Origin of the sequence: Aeromonas sp. R1-2, from assembly GCF_040908505.1 — a bacterium.
Lineage (GTDB): Bacteria > Pseudomonadota > Gammaproteobacteria > Enterobacterales > Aeromonadaceae > Aeromonas > Aeromonas veronii.
The window spans coordinates 131,646-151,447 of record NZ_JBFODU010000009.1; the positions used below are offsets into that span (position 1 = coordinate 131,646).

Genomic DNA, 19,802 nt, shown 5'->3' on the forward strand with positions numbered 1-19,802 from the left:
AAATAATGTATCTATAGATTATCCATTGGAACAAACTGATGGTGGCAGCATTAAAAGTGCATTTATACAATTTTTTTCAAAAAAAAATAATGAGGAGCGTAAAAATAGTCATTATCGTGCTTTAGATGATATCTCTATCACTATTAATAAAGGGGAGCGTGTTGGCATTATTGGGCTAAACGGAGCAGGAAAAAGTACTTTACTCAGAGTTATGTCTGGGATCTATCAACCAACATTTGGTAGTGTTAATATTGAAGGGCGAGTTTCACCTCTACTAGATTTTGCTACGGGTCTAGAACTACATCATACGGGTTTGGAAAACATTAGAATTCGGCTTATGTTTTTAGGCGAGTCACCTGATATGATCTCTAGTAAATTAGATGATATCGCTGAGTTTTCTGAGTTAGGGGAATTTTTGAATATGCCCGCTCGGACTTATTCTACAGGTATGTTTATGCGTTTAGCTTTTGCTGCTTCGACAGCAATTAATCCCCAGATCTTAATTGCAGATGAGGTGGTAGGTGCTGGTGATGCCCAGTTCGCAGAGAAAGCAAGAACTAGAATAGAGGAGTTACTTTCTGGTGAGCGTACAACAATATTAAGTTCACACTCCATGGAATTAATAAAAAAGTTTTGTCATAGGGCTATATGGTTGCATCATGGCAAAATAATTGCTGATGGAAATTGTGATGATATCATAAAAGAATATGAATCTAGAGCGCCTTTTATGAATCGCTAGAAATAAATGGAGTATATTCATGAATGTTCTTGTCATATTACCAGGTTTTATTCCTAGCACAATAATTGGTATTCTACGTCCTCTTGCTGAGCTTGAAAAATTAGGTGAAATTAATTTAAGATTGAGGTTGGGGAATTTTTCACACTGGATAAAATCTGATGCCATATGGTGTGATGTTGCCGTTTTTTGTCGAAATTGTGAATTAAAAGACTTAAATTTTCTTTATGAATTGAAAAAAAATAAAAAAAAAATAGTCTATGAGTTGGATGATAATTTTGAGGAGATTCCACTTACTACCGATATAGGCATATATCATCGTCAATTTTATAGGCTTCATGTTGTTAAGCGCTTTTTCTCATTAAGTGATGTCACAAGAGTATATTCAGAACGACTAAAATCAAGAGCGTTATTATATGGTGCTAAAATACAGATAATAAAAAGCTACTTTGATATCAATATAATAGATAAATTACAGCGAGAGCCAAAAGATATTCCATGTGGTAAAGTTAAAATTGTATATCCAACAGGGAGAATAGATGATAAAGAGCTAGAATATATTCTATTTTCATCAATAAAGTCTGTATTGGTACGTTATGAAAATGAAGTGGAGTTTCATTTGTGGCGAAATAGTATGCCGCAGCAACTTGAGGGGATGAAAAATGTGGTTTTGAATCATCCCCTCCGCAATTACGAGGAGTTTATTAGACAGTTTTATTTGTCAAATTATGATATAGGACTTGCACCTGGTATCGATAATGTATTTTTTCACTCAAAGACAAATAATAAGTATCGAGAGTTCGGTGGGTGTCATATTGCTGGTGTATATAGTAACTTTCCTCCATATTCAAATACGGTGATCCATAATGAAACTGGGTTGCTTTCAGATAACAATATAGATGCTTGGGTGAGCTCAATAGAGCGGTTAATATGTGATAAAAAACTAAGAGAGAGAATTGCGGATCAAGCTTTCTATGACGTGTCAACAAACTACACATTTGATGAAGCTGTACGCAGTTGGCGTGATTGCTTTTTAAGATTAAAAGAACAAAATGAAGAGCTTTTATTTGCTAATGAGAGAGAATGGTATGACAATTTTAATGCTAGCAATAAAAGTCTTTTCTATTTGTTTAATACGGGTAATGTATCCTTAAAAGATAAACGATTTTCATACATCGAGACTTCAGTTAGATGTATTAATTCTTATACTTACACAGTATTGCTGCCTATAGAATATATAGCTGTTAGCGCAAACAGGAAAAATTCAGCTAGCATTTTTATATTAAATAACTCAAAAGATTTCACAATCATCTTATCAGTTGCACGTATTTCAAGAAGTATTATACTTGATGTGTCAAAGTTTAATGCTAACCAGATGGAAGATTTGTATATCTTTTTGAGGGAAGTTATTGGTTTGGTGCCGATTAGCTTACTTGTCAGTAATAAACAGGTCGGATCTATATGCCCTTCGATAATTAATGGATTACATTCATTATCAATAGTTAGTGAATTGGATAGCTCATCCTTAGTTCAATATTTTTCTCTTAACGGTTATCCTGCCGCATATTTGGATTTGTTAGAGAGGCATAGTTGTTTTTCTGATCTTAAGGAAGATGGGAAGTTTGTTTTTTTAACAAAAAAAATAAGCAGGTTTAAAAATATATTTGGTCTGTATAAGTCGAGGATCACAACATTATATACGCTAATTAAGTGGCGCTTTGGCAATCGGCTAGTGTGATTTATTGGAATCAATAGAGTATGTGGAATAGAGTGAAAATGTAAAGATAGATATTTATTTTGTCTTTCTAAATAAAAACTTTTCTTATGGTAAATAATGTAGTGGCTTATTACCTACATGAAGCAGCTATTAAAATATATGATTCTGATTCATAGAGATCATTTCACTATGATGTGATGCTATGAATAGGGAAATTCAGCAAAGATTACTGTGGGTACGCCTCTACTAGGAAACCGGTAACGCAGGTCTTGTATGTCGTCGGTGCGGCATATCTAGAGCGACTCTCAGGAAGTGGTAGCGTTGCTACAAAGAGTATGGTGACGCCGCTCTAGCGAGCCTCAGTAAGCTACCTCAACACTCTCCCAACCGTAAGGTCTGGAGCTCACAAGAGCTGCATATCCTAGAGCTCTTAGGAGCCGGTCTATACAGAGCGAGTTACGCCGGCATTTTGATATTTCCCTCGCTTTGGCAACGATCTATAAGGTTTTAAGCAGGCAGTCCAACATGTATGGAGATGGTATTCACCTGACAGTTGCCCACAAAAGGGAGTGGTCATACGGCTTCAAACCGGATAACAAAACGGTGCCCCTACCGTGTTATCTGGAGTCACTATATGACCACCAACGAGAAAGTAGCATGTCGCAAACTCAGCTGGCTAGAGCTCGCCAAAGAGCATAATAACGTCAGCAAAGCTTGCAAGCTCATCGGCTACAGCCGTCAGCAGTTCTACGAAATTCGCCGTAATTACCAGACCTATGGCACCGAGAGCTTGATCGGCAAATTGCCCGGCTGTAAAGGGGCTTATCCCAATCGGGTGGCCCTCGAGATTTAACAGACCATCCTCGATTACGCCCTCACCAGACCAACCCATGGCCCGCTGCGAGTCGCCCAAGAGCTGGCTTTGCAAGGCATCCATGTCAGTGCCAGTGGGGGCGTGGTGTGTGGCAACGTCACGATTAGCTCTCCAAACACGACCGCTTGCTGCGCCTAGAGAAAACCACAGAAAACAGGTCATTGAGCTCAACGACGAGCAAGTTCGCCTGCTCGAGCGTTTCAGTCCAGAGTTCCGCGAACGCCAGATAGAGGTCCACTACACCGGGGTACTGATGGCGGTCGACACCTTCTTCGTCGGCGCGCTCAAGGGCGTTGGCAATGTGTATCTACAAACCGTGCTGGACTGCTACAGCCGCCACGCCTGGGGGCTGCTCTACACCAGCAAGCTGCCTATCACCTCTGTCCATGTGCTCAATGAAACGGTGCTGCCGTTTTTCGAGGCCCACGAGGCACGGGTCTATACCATCCTGTCGGATAACGGACACGAGTTCTGTGGGCGCCCAGACCATCATCCCTACGAGCTGTTCCTACAACTGGAGGGGGGAGCACTGGACAACCAAGGTGCGCAGGCCGCAGAGCAACGGCTTTATCGAGCGACAGCATCGCACACTGCTGCATGAACACTTCCGTATCAAGGGGAGAACGACTTGGTATGAGTCGGTGGAGCAGATGCAGACACAGCTGGATAGCTACTTGGAGCACTATAACACCCAACGGCCACATCAGGGCAAGATGATGGAGGGTCAAACCCCCTACAGCATGTTCAAGAAGGGGCTGAAATTGATACCGAAGGAAGTGCGCTCTAGAGTAGCGTAAAAAAGACACCGGCTTGAGGTCGGTGTCAGGTGATAACTTGGTCTGTACATACAGATTGAATTTGCAACTTAGTAAATTGAAACGATTTCTATGAATCGCACATATTAAATTGCTGGTTGGCATTTGTTATTATTTTATTTATCTCTTGGTGCAAAAATAAATGGATGTTATAAATCCTAATTATGATGTGCTGATGTGCACATACAATGGTTCATTGTACTTAAAGGAGCAGATTGATAGTATATTTCGGCAATCTATATTGCCATCATTTATTTTGATATCTGATAATAACTCGTCAGACTCTACCGTGAATGAATGTCATAGGCTATTTGAGTTCTATGGTTTTTTGAATTATAAAATAATTTCCTTTGATGGTAAGGGGGCTGCAAATAATTTCATTTATGCACTCTCTCAATATGAAAGTGAAGCGGATTTTCTATTTTTGTCAGATCAAGACGATGTCTGGGTCCAAGATAAAGCTGACATACAAATATCAATAATGCGACAGGCTGATATTGATATGCCTTCTATTGTTTATACTGATTCATTAGTTGTCGGTTCATCATTACAATTAATAAATGCTAGTTTTTTTTCATTTCAAGGTTTAGATGAAAGAGTGTTTTTAGATAATAGCATTTATTTTAGAAATTGTGTTCAAGGTGCGACACTTTCTTTGAATAAGAGAGCTGTCGCCTTAGTTAAGGACTCCATAAAAAAAGTTAACACAACGAATATCTTGATGCATGATTGGTGGATTGCAATATTGATTCATCATTATGGTGTTGCGATGTATTTGAATAAGCCTCTTGTACAATATCGCCAGCATTGTAGCAATACTATCGGTGCTCGAAAGAGACGCACAATATTTAGCTATTTTTTTAATGTAAGCGATTACCTCCGCTCTTGCGATAAATCTATTAGTCAATGTAATGAGTTTTTTTTATACACTAAAGCATGTGATTCTTTTTATAGTGAAAGGAAATCTATAGAAATTAATACTTTTAAATCTGTTTCTGCAATCTTCAATTTTTTTATTCTTGGCATGACAATTCACTATATTCCAATTTTAAAACGCATGCTATTGTTTGTAGTGTGCTTATTCAGGACTTTTTTTAGAAAGACATAGGCATGGATATTGATTTATGCAAAAGAAAATTGTTATAAGTCTTGTTACATACAATCCACTTCAGAACTTGCTAGAAAAAACGCTTTCAGATTTGGTAGATGCAATAAAGGCTCTCAAGGTTCATTTTGGATATAATGCAGTTGTTATAATTGTAGATAACTCACCAACATTAACTTTTTCTTTAGAGAATGTGGTGGGTAGTGTATTGTTAGATATTGATTTCGTTTTTATAAAAAACCCAAAAAATATGGGGTTTGGGGAGGGGCATAATAAAGCAATTGCTTTTTTTAAAGATAGTGATTACCACCTTGTACTTAATCCAGATATAGAATTTAAAAGGGATGCCATTTCAAATGCCATTTGCTTTATGGAAAAAAATAAATGCTGTGGTCTATTAACTCCGTATGCAACGTGGCCTGATGGTTCAATACAACGACTATGTAAAAAAAAACCAACTTTTTTTGATCTTTTTTTGCGTGGTTTTGCACCTGATTTTGTAAAGTATATTTTCCATGCTAGGCTTTCAAAATACGAAATGTCTGAATATCTTACAGCTGAAGATATATTCTGGAATCCACCGATCGTCAGCGGATGCTTTATGCTGTTTAGAACGGAGATTCTGCAAAGATTAGGCGGATTTAATCCTCGCTTTTTCCTCTATTTTGAAGATTTTGACATCAGTTTACGGGCAGGAAAGATCAGCCGGATTGCCTATGTCCCTCAGGTGAAGGTCGTTCATCACGGTGGTCATGCATCCCGCAAAGGCTGGCGCCATATCTGGATGTTTGGGCGTTCCATGGTGACTTTCTTCAATATTCACGGTTGGCGTTGGTGGTAATGGCAGATATCAAAAGTACAGTCTTGGTCACCGGCGCCAACGGATTTGTAGGCAAAGCGGTCTGTGAACACCTGATTAGATGTGGAGCCAATGTGAAAGGTGCGGTGCGATGTTACCCGCTGGCTTCTTACCAGGTTCAGGCTCCCTCTTTGACTGCGGATGCCGACTGGACGGCCCAATTGCAACAAGTGGATGTGGTTGTTCACTGTGCAGCCAGGGTTCATGTGATGTCGGATACCGCGACAGATCCCTTGGCGGCTTTTCGAGCAGTGAATACAGAGGGGACGCTCACGCTTGCTCGCCAAGCGGCTGACGCAGGAGTAAAGCGCTTCATTTTTATCAGTTCGATCAAAGTGAATGGCGAGCACACCGAGCCAGGCAAGCCATTTGATGAGCATGTGCAGAGTCCGCCAGAAGATCCCTATGGACGCTCGAAGTATGATGCGGAACAAGGGCTGATGGCGCTTGCGAAAAAGTGTGGTATGGCTGTTACCATCGTTCGTCCTCCTCTTATCTATGGAGAAGGAGTGAAGGCTAACTTTGCCAGTATGATGACGTGGGTGCGAAAAGGGATCCCGCTCCCTTTTGCCCGTTTGACCAATGCGCGTAGCCTGTTGGCGTTACCTAATCTGTGTGACTTCATTTCCCATGCGATGGTACACCCTGCCGCAGCGAACCAGGTCTTTTTAATCGCAGATCCCGTCGCTGTGTCGACGTCGCAGTTGTTGGCCGTGATTGCTGATGCAGAAGGGGTTACCAGTCGGCTCTTTTATCTCCCGCCAGTAGTAATAAGAGGGCTTGGACGCTGTTTGGGGATTGATGCCAAGCTGCAACGGATTTATGGCTCTCTGGAAATGGATATCAGTAAGGCACAGAGACGATTACAATGGTCGGCACCTTGTTCGCTCTCTCAGACCCTATTTCTGATGGCATCTTCCCATAACGAGTCACCTTGATGTTTGCATTTGTTCTTTTTTTGATGTTGTGCCTGCTTTGTTCAGTTACTGGTACTGGTTTACTCCGGCGTTATGCTCTGAACCACTTGCTTGACCAACCCAATCATCGCAGTTCGCATCAGGTGCCGACTCCAAGGGGCGGTGGTATGGCTATCGTGGCGACCTTTCTGCTGGCTGCACCTTTGTATGTCGCCCTGATCCCGCTGCCCTATGGCATATCTCACGGTAGTTTCGCTTTGATATGGACTGCTGCGTTGGCCATTGCATTGGTTGGTTTTATCGATGATCACATATCTCTCAAGCCCAGAACCCGCCTGATTGTGCAGAGCATGGCGGCAGCCTTGGTGGTATCTGCTGTTGATGGTTTGCCAGAGCTGACCTTCTTTGGCTGGCAGCTGGATCTTGCCTGGTTTGGTTACCTGCTGGCCTGGCTGGGGATGATCTGGTTTATCAATCTCTACAACTTTATGGATGGCATCGATGGTTTGGCGGCAGGTGAAGCCGTAGTCGTCTGTCTGTTCATGGCGTTATTTCACTATCTGGTTGGAGGGGAGGGGGCGTCTGCCAGTTTGATCCTGCTACTGGGGGTTTCGGCGGCAGGCTTCTTGTGCTGGAATTTTCCGCCCGCCAGGATCTTTATGGGGGATGGTGGCAGTGGATTTCTTGGCCTGATGCTGGCTTCCCTGATGCTGCTGGATGCCGCTTTTGCACCTCAATTCCTGTGGGCATGGCTCGTCATGCTCGGAGTCTTTGTGGTTGATGCGACCTGGACGTTGCTGAATCGCTTTCGTCTGAAATGCCGTTTGAGCGAGGCTCATCGTACTCATGGCTATCAATATCTGGCGAGACGCTGGCAAAGTCATCGAAACGTGACCTTGGCTGTGCTTCTTATAAATAGCCTTTGGCTCGCGCCCATAGCTGCGATGATTGTTTTGGAGCAGATCGATGGTTTTCTCGGGCTCTCGATTGCTTATTTGCCGTTAACATATCTTGCGTATCACCTGAATGCAGGAGTGCCGGAATGAAACATGAGTTGTTTCCTATTGGGAGCTGGTTGCTAACTTTCCTTGGTTCCTTGTCCCGTACCAGTAAGCGCGCAGTGTCTGTTACAGTCGATATGATGCTCATCACAATGACATATTGGGGGGCCTACTGGATCAGGCTGGAGCGCAGCTGGCCAATCGATAGCCCTCCTCACTGGGCACTGCTCGGGGCAATCATCATTGTCAGTATCGGCCTATTTGTTCGTCTGGGGTTGTATCGTGCGGTATTGCGATATGTCAGCTTTCGAGTGCTCTGGACAATCTTGTTAGGGGCATTTCTTTCTACCTGTTTCTTCGTTATATCTGCGTTTTACTTCGATATCTTCTTGCCTAGAACGGTATCGGTTATCTATCTCTCCTTTCTGGTGCTGCTGGTCGGTGGTGTGCGCTTGTTCTTTCGGGCCTTGCTTAATACCACCCGTTTGGCTCGCACGCAGGTATTGATCTATGGAGCTGGCTCTTCTGGGCGTCAGCTACAGGTGGCATTGCTGCAAGGTAATGAGTTTTACCCAGTCGCCTTTGTTGATGATGATCCCGCCAAACAGGGCTGCGTTATCCAGGGATGTGCCGTCTATCACAGTGCCCAACTGCCAACTCTGATTGAGCTCCATGGTGTTCAGAAGATCTTGCTGGCTATCCCGAGCAGCACTCGGGCACGTCGTCAGGAGGTCATCAATGCACTTGAGCCCCTCTCTTGTGAAGTGCTCTCTATCCCGGGCATGGCCGATTTGGTTAATGGTTCTGCACGTATCGATCAACTCAATGAGGTATCTATTGACGATCTGTTGGGCAGAGACCCTGTAGAACCTGTAACGAGATTGATGGAAGCCAATATCACAGGTAAGGCTGTCATGGTGACTGGTGCCGGTGGCTCTATTGGTTCTGAGCTCTGTCGCCAAATCTTGCGGTGCCATCCATCCACTCTGGTACTGTTCGAACTATCCGAATACGCCCTCTATGTCCTGCACAAGAACCTGCGGGAGCAGTGTCAGCGTGAAGAAATCGAAACGGATCTGGTGCCGTTACTGGGGTCAGTGCAGCGCCAGCATCGTCTCAAGACGGTGATGCAGAGCTTCAGGATCCAGACTGTTTACCATGCGGCGGCTTACAAACATGTCCCGCTGGTTGAGTTCAACATCATTGAAGGGGTACGTAACAACGTATTCGGCACTCTTTATGCGGCACAGGCGGCCATTGAGGCTGGGGTAGAAACATTCGTGCTGATCTCTACCGATAAAGCCGTGCGGCCAACCAACACCATGGGGGCCAGCAAGCGTATGGCTGAGTTAGTCTTGCAAGCGTTGACCCGTGAAAAGCATCAAACCCGATTTTGCATGGTGCGTTTTGGTAATGTGCTCGGGTCCTCCGGTTCAGTAGTCCCGCTGTTTAGACAACAGATAGACAAAGGTGGGCCCATTACCCTGACTCACCCCGACATCATTCGTTACTTCATGACCATTCCGGAGGCGGCTCAACTGGTGATACAAGCTGGTGCAATGGGTGAGGGCGGTGATGTTTTTGTGCTCGATATGGGACAACCGGTACGGATCATGGAGCTGGCCAAACGGATGATACGTCTTAGTGGCCTGACTCTGCGTGATGAGCTGCGGCCTGATGGTGATATCGCCATCGAGGTAACAGGATTGAGACCGGGTGAAAAGCTCTATGAGGAGTTACTGATAGGTGATGATTCCAGAGGAACAGAACATCCGAGGATCATGGTTGCACAAGAGACTTGGCTCCCTTGGTTGCGACTGCGCCCTTTGTTGGCGTCATTGGATGATGCTTGCCACCATTTTGATCACCAGCAAGTGCGCGACATCCTGATGAATGCCCCGACTGCATTTGAACCAACAGATGGTATTTGTGATCTGGTGTGGCTGGCCAAGCAGCAGTTGCCGCCAAGTGACAATGTCGTCCAACTGCCCTCTCATAACATCGATTTCTTGCTTGCCAATCAATAGCTTTTATTCAATTGACCATCCTTGGGCAGCTTTGTTTGACGCTGGCCCAACTACGCGTTGAGAGTTGCCTTAACAAGTTGAATCTACAGCGATGTACTTGATTTTATCGAGATGTTTTAAAACCAAATCAGGTGCCATGGTTCCAATAATGGGCTGTCGCCTGTAGAGTTTGAAAAGCAGTTCAATGTTCAACAGCAGCATGCCTAGAAAATCTGGTGCGATTCACTCAAGGCTATTAAAGCCTCATTCTCTAAAAGGGCGTTTTAGTTGTGCATTTTGGCTAAGAGCGGGATAGAATTCCATCTCCGAATCGGACTAACTCGGGATGTAACATAAAATCCCTCAGTGATTTTTATCGCGATACAGCCGCTAAAAAAGAGAATAATGCTGGAGGACATGATGAGCAACAGCAAGCACAATTCGGTTAAAAGCAGTAAACTGGGGGCTGTAACCTAGGGGCGGTAGCTATGATGTTTTTTTGATTTATGTGCAGTTTCTAAACAACGCCCATAGTGTGATCCAACTTTGATTATATAAGTAACTTGCTGGTTTTTAATGTGAATTAACTGAACTACGGTCGTTTGCCATTCCATACCCTCAATACCCAATTCCGTATTAACTCCTCGCAAGAGAACGCATATCTATGAAAATCCTCGTGACCGGCGGTGCCAGCTTTATCGGCTCTGCCGTGGTGCGCCATATTATCCGTGATACTCAGGATGCCGTTATCAATCTCGATAGCTGGCACCTGGAATCCCTGGCCGATGTATCGACAAGTGAGCGTTATGCGTTTGAGCAAGTGGATATCTGCAACCGTGCCGAGCTGGATCGGGTATTTGCCCTGCTCCAGCCGGATGCGGTGATGCATCTGGCCGCCGAGAGTCATGTTGAGTGCTCCATCACTGGCCCGGCTGATTTTATGGAGACCAATATCGTCGGCACCTATATGTTGCTGGAAGCGGCACGTGCCTATTGGAATGGTCTGGATGAGGTGCGCAAGGCGGCCTTCCGCTTCCACCATATCTCCACCGATGAGGTGTATGGGGATCTGCCCCATCCAGATGAAGTGGCTGCCGGTGAGCCATTGCCGCTCTTTACCGAAACCACTCCCTACGCCCCCAGCAGTCCCTATTCAGCCTCCAAGGTCTCCAGCGACCATCTGGTGCGCGCCTGGCGCCGTACTCCTACGGCCTGCCAACAATCGTTACCAACTGCTCCAACAACTACGGCCCTTATCATTTCCCCGAGAAGCTGATCCCGCTGGCAATCCTCAACGCGCTGGATGGCAAGCCGTTACCTGTCTATGGCAAGGGCGACCAGATCCGGGACTGGCTCTACGTGGAAGACCACGCGCGCGCACTCTACAAGGTGGTGACCACGAGCTTGGTCGGAGAGACCATTTGCTGGACGAGATGGTGCCAAAAGCGGGCTCTTACCGCGATCAAATCACCTATATAGCGGATCGTCCCGGTTCGTCGCTATGCCATCGATGCGACCAAGATGAGCAGTGAGCTTACTTGGTAGCTTGGGGTGGCATTCGAGTTTGGCATTCGCAAAGCTGTGCGGTGGTATCTAGATAACCAGCAGTGGGTCAACAACGGCGTTGTTTCCCAAATCGATGCAGCTTGAGGAACTAACTTAGGACTCGGTGATCTGATCACCACCATACTCTTCAAATCTGCATCATGGGCTCGTCGCTTCACCCCATCACTAACTGGCCTCAATACAATAAGTCTTTGATTAATCGTGGTTCCCTCACCTTCTGGGTTGATGCAGGCGCCATGGATAACTGGTTCCACCACGACCATCATGGGCGCCGGGGCCGCAGTCAGCTCTACATCGACCAGACCATTGATGCTCAAGGGGATTTTTAACCTCACTCTGCGGGTCACTCAGGGACTACTCGACTCCCTGTTCGAGTTGATGAATGTACCGTTTGCGCACCAGACTATAGCTGTGTCAGCAAGCGAGCACGCTCGGTGACGGTGGCTTATCGACAGCCCCCAAAGGAACGCATTACCGATTTGGTTATCGACTCAACCGGGCTGAAGGTATTTGGTGAAGGCGAGTGGAAGGTCAGAAAACACGGTGCCGAGAAACGGCGAGTCTGGCGCAAGTTGCATCTGGCGGTAGACCCGGCAACCCACGTTATCGTGGCGGCAGAAGTGTCATTGGAAAATGTCCATGATGCCGAGGTGTTGCCGACTCTGCCCAATCCACTACGGCGCAAACTGGGGCGTGTTTATGCGGATGGCGCCTACGACCGCAAAGCCAGCCATCAGCTTATCTCGCGTAAAGGGGCAACAGCCTGTATCCCGCCTCGCAAAAGCGCGGGGCTATGGAAAAAAGGACACGCAAGAAATGACGCGGTGCTGGTGATGCGCAAGGAAGGACTGGCGTACTGGAAGAAGATATCGGGGTATCACCGTCGCTCACTGGCAGAGACGGCGATGTATCGGTTCAAGCAGTTGCTGGCGGGGAAAATCAGTCTGCGTAACTACAACGGCCAAGTGGGAGAAGTCATGGCGTATGTAAGCGCCATAAACAAACTGAACACTCTTGGTATGCCAGTCAGAAAGCCGCGGATGTAGCAGTCACTCGGGGCTGGGGAAGTGATGACTGATGGTTGATTTGGGCAACAACGCCACAGACAGAACTATCTGAAAGCCAGCGATTTATAACACTACGTAAAAATTATAAAACAATCAGCCATCAATAAAGTAACGCACATATACTAAAATTAGTATGCAGCTCAAAAATAATTTTTTGTCAAAATGATCACAATTAAATAGTTGAGTGTTTGATTAGTGATATCTCATTAAAGTATCTAGGTGTGTTATGGCGATAAGGTATAAGGATAAAAAGTTACTTGATATGTATAATAGGCATTTCGATATCATTAAAAATATTGCATTTTTGTTTGTGGAGAAATTGGTTTTTATAGCATTGATATTTTATAGTGAGGCAATCATTAGTAGGGCCCTTGGTGTTCAAGATTATGGCAAATGGCTCTATTCGGTAAATCTAGTAATATTAGTGTCATCACTTGCTTTAGTTGTTGGTTCTGAAGTAACGGTACCTGCTTTGTCTAGACATCACAAATTACAATGGCATGTATTAACAAGTTCGTTTTTAGTTAGATTTGTTTTTTCGTGTTTGGCATTTTTAATTATAAATACATATAATTATTTGTTTGTCGATGATTCAGTGATCTCACAGATGGTGACATCATTATCATTTGTTTTGCTGCTAACAGAACCATTTGGTGTGATAGTTAATTACTATCAGGCAAGGATTGCAATTGGTTATGTTGTGTTATCTAGGGTTTTTGCCTTAGTCGTAAGGGCGCTAACTATAACTTTTGCCTTGTGGTTTAGCTATAAGGGGCTTGTTTATTTTTCAAGAGCGATTGAAGCAATAATGCTTGCCTCTTTGTTAAGTATCTTGATCATAAAAGATGGTGGTAATTGGGTATTTTCGGAAAAAATAACGAAGGCAGTATTATTTCGAGGCTTAAAGTTGTGGCTACCATTGGTATTGATGTACGTTTACATGCGCTCAGATCGTATTTTTGTTGAGCGCTATCTTGGTTTTGATGACCTAGCAATGTATGGCGTAGCGATTCAAATATTTGAGCAGTTAGGTCTGCTTATTGGTATTATAATCCAGTCAATAGGGCCCAAGTTTATTTTTAAAAAAGTAGCGCGGCCAAAATGGAAAATATTTTCATTTATTTTGGTAATTACGGTGTGTGCCCAGACCGTATCTGCCATATTGTTACCGCCGTTTATAGGTTATATCTATGGTGACAATTTTAATAAAGCAGCATCCATGGCTACATATATGTTACCAGCGTTGATATTTTATAGCCTAGATGTAGTGTATATGCAGTATATTTATCGAGACAAGTTATATAAACTACTGTTAGTCAAATGGTTGCTAATGTTAATTTTTGGTTTTTCTTCGTATTATATATGGTTTACTATTTTAGGAGCAACTTCCATAGTTAATATATTTAATTTTAATTATTTTATAATGTTTTTAATTACAATGCTGCTATATCGCTACTACAACAAACAACGAATCAATAATATTATTGAGACTGTATGAATAAAATCCTAAAGTTTACAGTATTTACTCCCAGCTACAATAGAGCGCATACACTGGAGCGTTGTTATAAAAGCATAATTCTGCAAAAAGAGAGTTCTCTTGAGTGGTTGATAATTGACGATGGTTCTACAGATAATACCAAATCTTTAGTTGATAGCTTTATTGATGAAAAAAAAATTACTATAAGATATATTTATCAAGAAAATTCAGGAAAACAGGCTGCATGGAATCGTGCTATTCAAGAGGCACATGGTGAATTTTTTGTAGGGTTGGACTCTGATGATGCTCTTCTGCCTGATTCATTAAATAAAGCGCTGGGGGGAATGCCAAAGCATAGTTTAAGCGAAAAAATACTTGGGGTTAGAGCAATTGCAATTAGTTATAAAAGAAAAGTTGCGGATAGTAAATTCTCCATTGGTGTTGGTGTTGGTGTTGGTGTTGCTTCGTGGTTTGACGAGTTTGCAAGCAGACATTTTGGCGAGAGAATAGATATATTAAGTCTACGTGAGATTAAAAAGTTCCCATATCCTGTAGCCCAAGATACTAAGTTTATACCTGAGATATGGTTCTACAGTATCACAGCATCTGAAGGCTATAAATTCATATATACAAATGAGCCGGTCAGATTATTTTTTGATGATCATAATCATCTTAGACTTAGTAGAAGTTCATTACGAAAGCACGCTAAAGGTCATCTCATTGCTAGAGGTGCCATGTTAAAATATATACCGATGAAGGTGTTTTGGAAAAATAAATTAGCGTTCTTAAAAACAGTAGTGCGTTATTTACAATGTTTTATCATTGTTTCGTTAAGAAGAAAATAATATGAAAGTGTGTTTTTTCATTGGTAATTTGAATCAAAGTGGTGGGACTGAGCGAGTCGCGTCAGTAATAGCCAATGGATTGCAGAAATGTGGGCACTCGGTATTCATGTTGAATTTGCAGTGTGGTGAACAACCATTTTTTGAATTGACTGATGGTATTCACGTAAGTCAACTGTTTAACACTGCGGGGCGTGGTATACTGCGTTTGCCACTGGCAATTGTAAAGTTGCGTCATTATTTACAACAGCATCAAATTGATATTTTAATTGATGTCGAATCAATGTTGGCGCTATATGCTTTACCTGCGGTAATTGGCTTAAATGTACGTCATATCTGTTGGGAGCATTTTTTTTATCACAATGATTTAGGTAAATCGACACGTCGATTAGCTCGTAAATTAGCCGCAAGGTTTGCTGATGATGTGGTGACGTTAACCGAGCGCGATAAACAGTTTTGGCTTAGTAATACTGCTTGCAAGGCAAAAATCAACGCCATTCCCAATCCGGTCACAATAGCGCTTCCTACAACCATAAATCCCCATAAAGAAAAATTGTTTTTGGCTGTTGGTCATTTGACCCATATAAAGGGTTTTGATTTATTGCTGCAAGCTTGGGCGCAGGTTGTCCCGTTACACCCTGATTGGCGCTTGCGTATTGTGGGTGATGGTGAAGATAAAGCCATGCTTGAGCAGTTGCGCCGCGAGTTAAATATTGAAACCAACACAGAGCTTGTGCCAAAAACCAATAATATCTCCGCCCATTACCAACAGGCGGCATTCTTTGTGATGAGTTCACGCTTTGAAGGTTTGCCATTGGTTCTGATTGAAGCGCAAGCCTATGGCTTGCCGATCGTCTCATTTGATTGTGACACCGGGCCTGCGGAAATTATTAAGCATGGTGAAACGGGGTGGCTGTGTGAGGCGGGAGATGTTACAAGCTTGGGTGAGCTAATGGTGCAAGCAATAGTGGCTGGAAAAGATATCAACATTCCAGAATCTCAATGGAATGAATTAAGTGAGGCATCCATTCATAATGCTCAGCGATTTGCGTTAGAGCAAATAATTAAAAGATGGCAGGAATTACTTCGTGGTTAATCCAAAAAAAATCACCCTCATCATTACAGGCCTTGGCATGGGCGGGGCGGAGCGGCAAGTATGTGATTTAGCCGATCAATTTTCCGCTAAAGGCCATGAAGTTTTATTAATCGCCATGACCGGTGAAGCACTTAATCGCCCGCAATCTGCTAAGATTGAGGTTGTAGAGCTTGGCATGGTCAAAACGCCAACAGGCTTTATTAAAGCCTACTGGCAGACGCGGCGGTTAATCAAGCAATTTCAGCCTGATGTAGTGCATAGCCATATGGTCCACGCCAACCTTTTTGCCCGCTTGCTGCGTTTAAGCGCTCCCATGAAAAAACTCATTTGTACCGCGCACAATACCTGTGAAGGCGGGCGTGGTCGTATGCTGGCGTATCGTGTAACTGATGCCTTGTGTGATCTCAGTACCAATGTGAGTCAAGAGGCAGTCGATGCCTTTATTGTCCAAGGTGCCGTGCCAGCAACGCGAATGTTAGCGATGCCAAACGGTATTGATACCGTGCGTTTTACCTTTAATCCGGTGAGTCGTACTAGCTTGCGAGCTCAATTACAGCTGACAGATGATACTCCATTAATTTTGGCTGTTGGCCGATTCAATATTCAAAAAGATTACCCCAACTTATTAACCGCCTTTAGCCTGCTGCCCAGCAATTTGAGCCACACACAATTGGCTATTATTGGCACCGGTGAAGAGCAAGCCAACATAGAAGCGCTCGCTGTACAATTAGGCTTAACCGACCGGATACATTTTTTAGGGCTGCAACGCAATGTGCATGAGTGGATGAATGCCGCTGACGTATATGTAATGTCATCAGCTTGGGAAGGGATGCCGTTAGTGTTGTTAGAAGCCATGGCCAGCGAGCGGGTGGTAGTCGCCACCGATTGCGGCGGGGTGAAAGAAGTGGTTGGTGATTGTGGTATATTGGTTCCCTCTAAAAATAGTAAAGCCTTAGCTGATGGATTGACACAGGCGCTGGTGCTGACACCTGAACAAGCTCAGGTACGTGGGTGTTTAGCCCGGCAGCGGATAGTAGAACGTTATTCTTTAAGTGTTCAAGCTGAGCGTTGGCTGGCGTTTTATCAGTAATTTAGTCACTGTTTTTGGTGTGAGCATAAGGGACTAGATATCAGCAATTTATGGCATATTATTCAGGGTTTCGTTAGTGAAAAATAAAATGATTGCATTAGTGGCAAATACATCCTGGTCGGTGTTTAACTTTAGGGGGGGGGTGATTAAACGTTTGCTTAATAGAGGTTGTTTTTTAACTGTCATCGCACCTGTAGATGAGTTTTCTGAAAAATTACGAGCGATGGGTTGCAATGTGATTGACCTGCCGATGTCGGCAAAGGGAACTAACCCCCTGCAAGATCTTAAGTTAATGTATAATCTGTTCGATTTATACCAACGCCTTGCACCCGACTTTATTATTCATTACACTATCAAGCCAAACATTTATGGTTCCCTAGCAGCAAAGTTAGCTGGAGTTCCTTCGCTAGCTATTACTACTGGTTTGGGGTACACTTTTGTTAATACTAATCTAGTGGCTAAGGTTGCTCGTAGTTTATATAAGTTGGCATTTCGGTATCCTAAAGAAGTTTGGTTTTTAAATGAAGATGATCGTCAAGAATTTTTACAGCATCGGCTAGTACCTGACCATAAAGCAATGCTATTACATGGTGAAGGCGTGGATCTTAAGCATTTTGCGCCGCAATTTATCAGTCGGGTGGAAACAGAAACTAATATAGCGAAACCTATACGGTTCTTACTGATTGCTCGCATGCTGTGGGATAAAGGTGTCGGCGAATATGTGGCTGCAGCCAAGCTGATAAAAAAACGCTATCCACAGACCATATTTCAATTACTTGGTGCCTGTGGTGTTGCTAATCCGAGTATGATAACGCGTGAACAGATTCGGTCATGGGAAGAAGAGGGGCTAGTTACATACTTGGGGACGACTGATGATGTGCGGCCATTTGTTGCGGATGCTGATTGCATAGTGTTGCCATCATACCGTGAAGGCATTCCGAGAACTATGATCGAGTCAGCATCTATGGGTAAGCCTTTAATCGTTACCGATGTCCCTGGTTGTCGTGATGTGGTGATACCTGATCAGACGGGTTTGTTATGCCCGGTAAAGGATGCTGGAGCGTTGGCTCATTGTTGTGAAACAATCATTAATATGGATGCCGAACAGATTACAAAAATGGGGCTAGCTGGGCGAGCATTGATGGCATCAAAATTTGATGAGGAGATAGTTATTACGCAATATATGAAAACGTTGAATAAATATCTTTCTTGACGTTAAATTTGTCATGGTTGTAAATATTTTTCAGAGGTGATTTTTGAACTACCAACGCCGTCATTCACGCTGGTATGAGCGCATCATATTTACTCCTCCTGCATTGTTCATTCTCGGAGCCCTGCTTGCGGTGTGTTTACCAGCTATCGAGCGCTGGGGATGGGGATTTTGGCTGCATATGGATACAGTCAGAATCAATACCCTGAGCGGGGCCTTTGTGACTTTTCTGATGATTGGAATAGTGCTGCATCGAGTCCTACGTTACCCTGGGGCAAGTCCCGTTGCCTATATGATTCCCACCGTGACTACCCTGTATGGTTTTTTGGTCGGTATTCTCTTTTTTCTGCGCTTGCCTTATAGTCGACAGGTGTTACTCGAGTCATATGTGGTTGCATTGATTTGCTGTTGGTTGGTTTATTTTATCGGATGTCGTTATCGGACACCAAAGTATGCCTTGCTGCCTGTTGGTAATTATCAGGTTTTGACCCAACACGCATGTGTGGAATGGCGTCTGCTTGATAAGCCTGATCTTGGTGCCGTACGGTATGATGCGGTGGTGGCGGACCTTCAGGATGAGAAGCTGGCGGGTGAGTGGGAGCGTTTCTTGGCTCGTTGTGCCCTAGCCCATATCCCTGTCTATCATATTAAACAGGTTAGCGAGACTCTTACTGGGCGTGTAAGGATTGACCATCTGAACGAGAACCAGCTGGGTTCCCTCATACCATCACCTGTTTATGCCTTTATCAAACGATGCATGGATATTGTGGCAGCCTTGATTGCGATCCCCCTTTTCTCCCCTCTGATGCTGGTGACGGCTATTCTCATCAAGCTGGAAAGTCCGGGCCCCGTGATGTTTCTGCAAAACCGGGTAGGGAAGGGGAACAAGGATTTTCGTATCTACAAATTTCGCAGCATGAGCAAGGATTCTGAGAAGACCGGCGCCCAGTTTGCTCAGAGCGGCGATATGCGCGTGACCCGTGTGGGCAAGGTGATCCGCAAGTTGCGTATCGATGAATTGCCACAGTTCTTCAACGTACTCAAAGGGGATATGAGCCTTATAGGGCCCAGACCTGAGCAGCGCACCTTTGTCGATCAATTCGAGCGTGAGATCCCCTTTTATATGTATCGCCATATCGTGCGCCCCGGGATCAGCGGTTGGGCACAGGTGGTACACGGTTATGCTGCCGATACCGATGATACCCGTATCAAGATTGAGCACGACTTTTACTACATCAAGCACTTTTCCCTCTGGCTGGATGTATTGATCGTTTTTAAGACGATTAAGACCATTCTCACCGGATTTGGTGCTCGTTAAATGAGTATTGTCTTGATTGGCGCGTGCCCGTGGGTAAGTGTCTTGTTATTTATCGTGGCTCACGGCCAAAACGCCCGCTGATAGTGATTCTGGTGCTCCTGCTTGG

Annotated in this window: 13 protein-coding genes and 3 pseudogenes; all 16 read left to right on the forward strand. The window is 44.1% G+C overall.

What is annotated here, in order from left to right; genetic code table 11:
* The first annotated feature begins 25 nt into the window (after positions 1–25).
* The 16 genes and pseudogenes from AB5Y76_RS02195 to AB5Y76_RS02270 all read left to right on the forward strand — a co-directional run bounded on the left by AB5Y76_RS02195 (position 26) and on the right by AB5Y76_RS02270 (position 19,696).
* Complete coding sequence (locus tag AB5Y76_RS02195) at positions 26–739, forward strand: ABC transporter ATP-binding protein (RefSeq protein ID WP_263718762.1); 714 nt, start codon at positions 26–28, stop codon at positions 737–739.
* Positions 740–758: 19 nt separating this feature from the next.
* Positions 759–2,474 carry a glycosyltransferase gene (locus AB5Y76_RS02200; RefSeq protein WP_368177664.1) on the forward strand — a complete coding sequence of 572 codons (1,716 nt, stop codon included), beginning with the start codon at positions 759–761 and terminating at the stop codon, positions 2,472–2,474.
* Between the two features lie 613 nt (positions 2,475–3,087).
* A pseudogene (locus AB5Y76_RS02205) lies at positions 3,088–4,124 on the forward strand (IS481 family transposase).
* A 193-nt stretch (positions 4,125–4,317) separates the two neighbouring features.
* The gene (locus tag AB5Y76_RS02210) at positions 4,318–5,250 is read left to right on the forward strand and encodes a glycosyltransferase (protein WP_263718792.1); all 933 of its coding nucleotides are present in this window, start codon (positions 4,318–4,320) and stop codon (positions 5,248–5,250) included.
* Positions 5,251–5,266: 16 nt separating this feature from the next.
* On the forward strand, positions 5,267–6,088 hold the full coding sequence (locus AB5Y76_RS02215; protein ID WP_263718767.1) for a glycosyltransferase family 2 protein: 822 nt from the start codon (positions 5,267–5,269) through the stop codon (positions 6,086–6,088).
* Positions 6,088–7,044: an NAD-dependent epimerase/dehydratase family protein gene (locus AB5Y76_RS02220; RefSeq protein WP_263718768.1), complete on the forward strand. Its 957-nt coding sequence runs from the start codon at positions 6,088–6,090 to the stop codon at positions 7,042–7,044. Before AB5Y76_RS02215 ends, AB5Y76_RS02220 begins: the two co-directional genes overlap by 1 nt.
* Complete coding sequence (locus AB5Y76_RS02225; RefSeq protein WP_263718769.1) at positions 7,044–8,069, forward strand: glycosyltransferase family 4 protein; 1,026 nt, start codon at positions 7,044–7,046, stop codon at positions 8,067–8,069. The genes AB5Y76_RS02220 and AB5Y76_RS02225 overlap by 1 nt, the downstream gene beginning before the upstream one ends.
* Positions 8,066–10,051 (forward strand): nucleoside-diphosphate sugar epimerase/dehydratase, encoded by a 1,986-nt coding sequence (locus AB5Y76_RS02230; protein WP_263718770.1) that lies wholly within the window; start codon positions 8,066–8,068, stop codon positions 10,049–10,051. The genes AB5Y76_RS02225 and AB5Y76_RS02230 overlap by 4 nt, the downstream gene beginning before the upstream one ends.
* Positions 10,052–10,694: 643 nt before the next feature.
* Positions 10,695–11,680 (forward strand): annotated as a pseudogene (gene rfbB, locus AB5Y76_RS02235) (dTDP-glucose 4,6-dehydratase).
* A gap of 56 nt (positions 11,681–11,736) precedes the next feature.
* Positions 11,737–12,642, forward strand: a pseudogene (locus AB5Y76_RS02240) (IS5 family transposase).
* A gap of 247 nt (positions 12,643–12,889) precedes the next feature.
* Positions 12,890–14,161, forward strand: a complete 1,272-nt coding sequence (locus AB5Y76_RS02245; protein WP_263718771.1) for a hypothetical protein — start codon at positions 12,890–12,892, stop codon at positions 14,159–14,161.
* Positions 14,158–14,985, forward strand: coding sequence for a glycosyltransferase family A protein (locus AB5Y76_RS02250; RefSeq protein WP_368177665.1), 828 nt, complete (start codon positions 14,158–14,160; stop codon positions 14,983–14,985). Before AB5Y76_RS02245 ends, AB5Y76_RS02250 begins: the two co-directional genes overlap by 4 nt.
* A gap of 1 nt (position 14,986) precedes the next feature.
* Positions 14,987–16,078: a glycosyltransferase family 4 protein gene (locus AB5Y76_RS02255; protein WP_263718773.1), complete on the forward strand. Its 1,092-nt coding sequence runs from the start codon at positions 14,987–14,989 to the stop codon at positions 16,076–16,078.
* Positions 16,071–17,168: a glycosyltransferase gene (locus AB5Y76_RS02260; protein WP_263718774.1), complete on the forward strand. Its 1,098-nt coding sequence runs from the start codon at positions 16,071–16,073 to the stop codon at positions 17,166–17,168. The genes AB5Y76_RS02255 and AB5Y76_RS02260 overlap by 8 nt, the downstream gene beginning before the upstream one ends.
* A gap of 76 nt (positions 17,169–17,244) precedes the next feature.
* A complete protein-coding gene (locus AB5Y76_RS02265) occupies positions 17,245–18,381 on the forward strand; it encodes a glycosyltransferase family 4 protein (RefSeq protein WP_263718777.1) in 1,137 nt (378 codons plus the stop codon).
* Positions 18,382–18,424: 43 nt separating this feature from the next.
* On the forward strand, positions 18,425–19,696 hold the full coding sequence (locus AB5Y76_RS02270) for a sugar transferase (RefSeq protein WP_263718778.1): 1,272 nt from the start codon (positions 18,425–18,427) through the stop codon (positions 19,694–19,696).
* Positions 19,697–19,802: the final 106 nt, after the last annotated feature.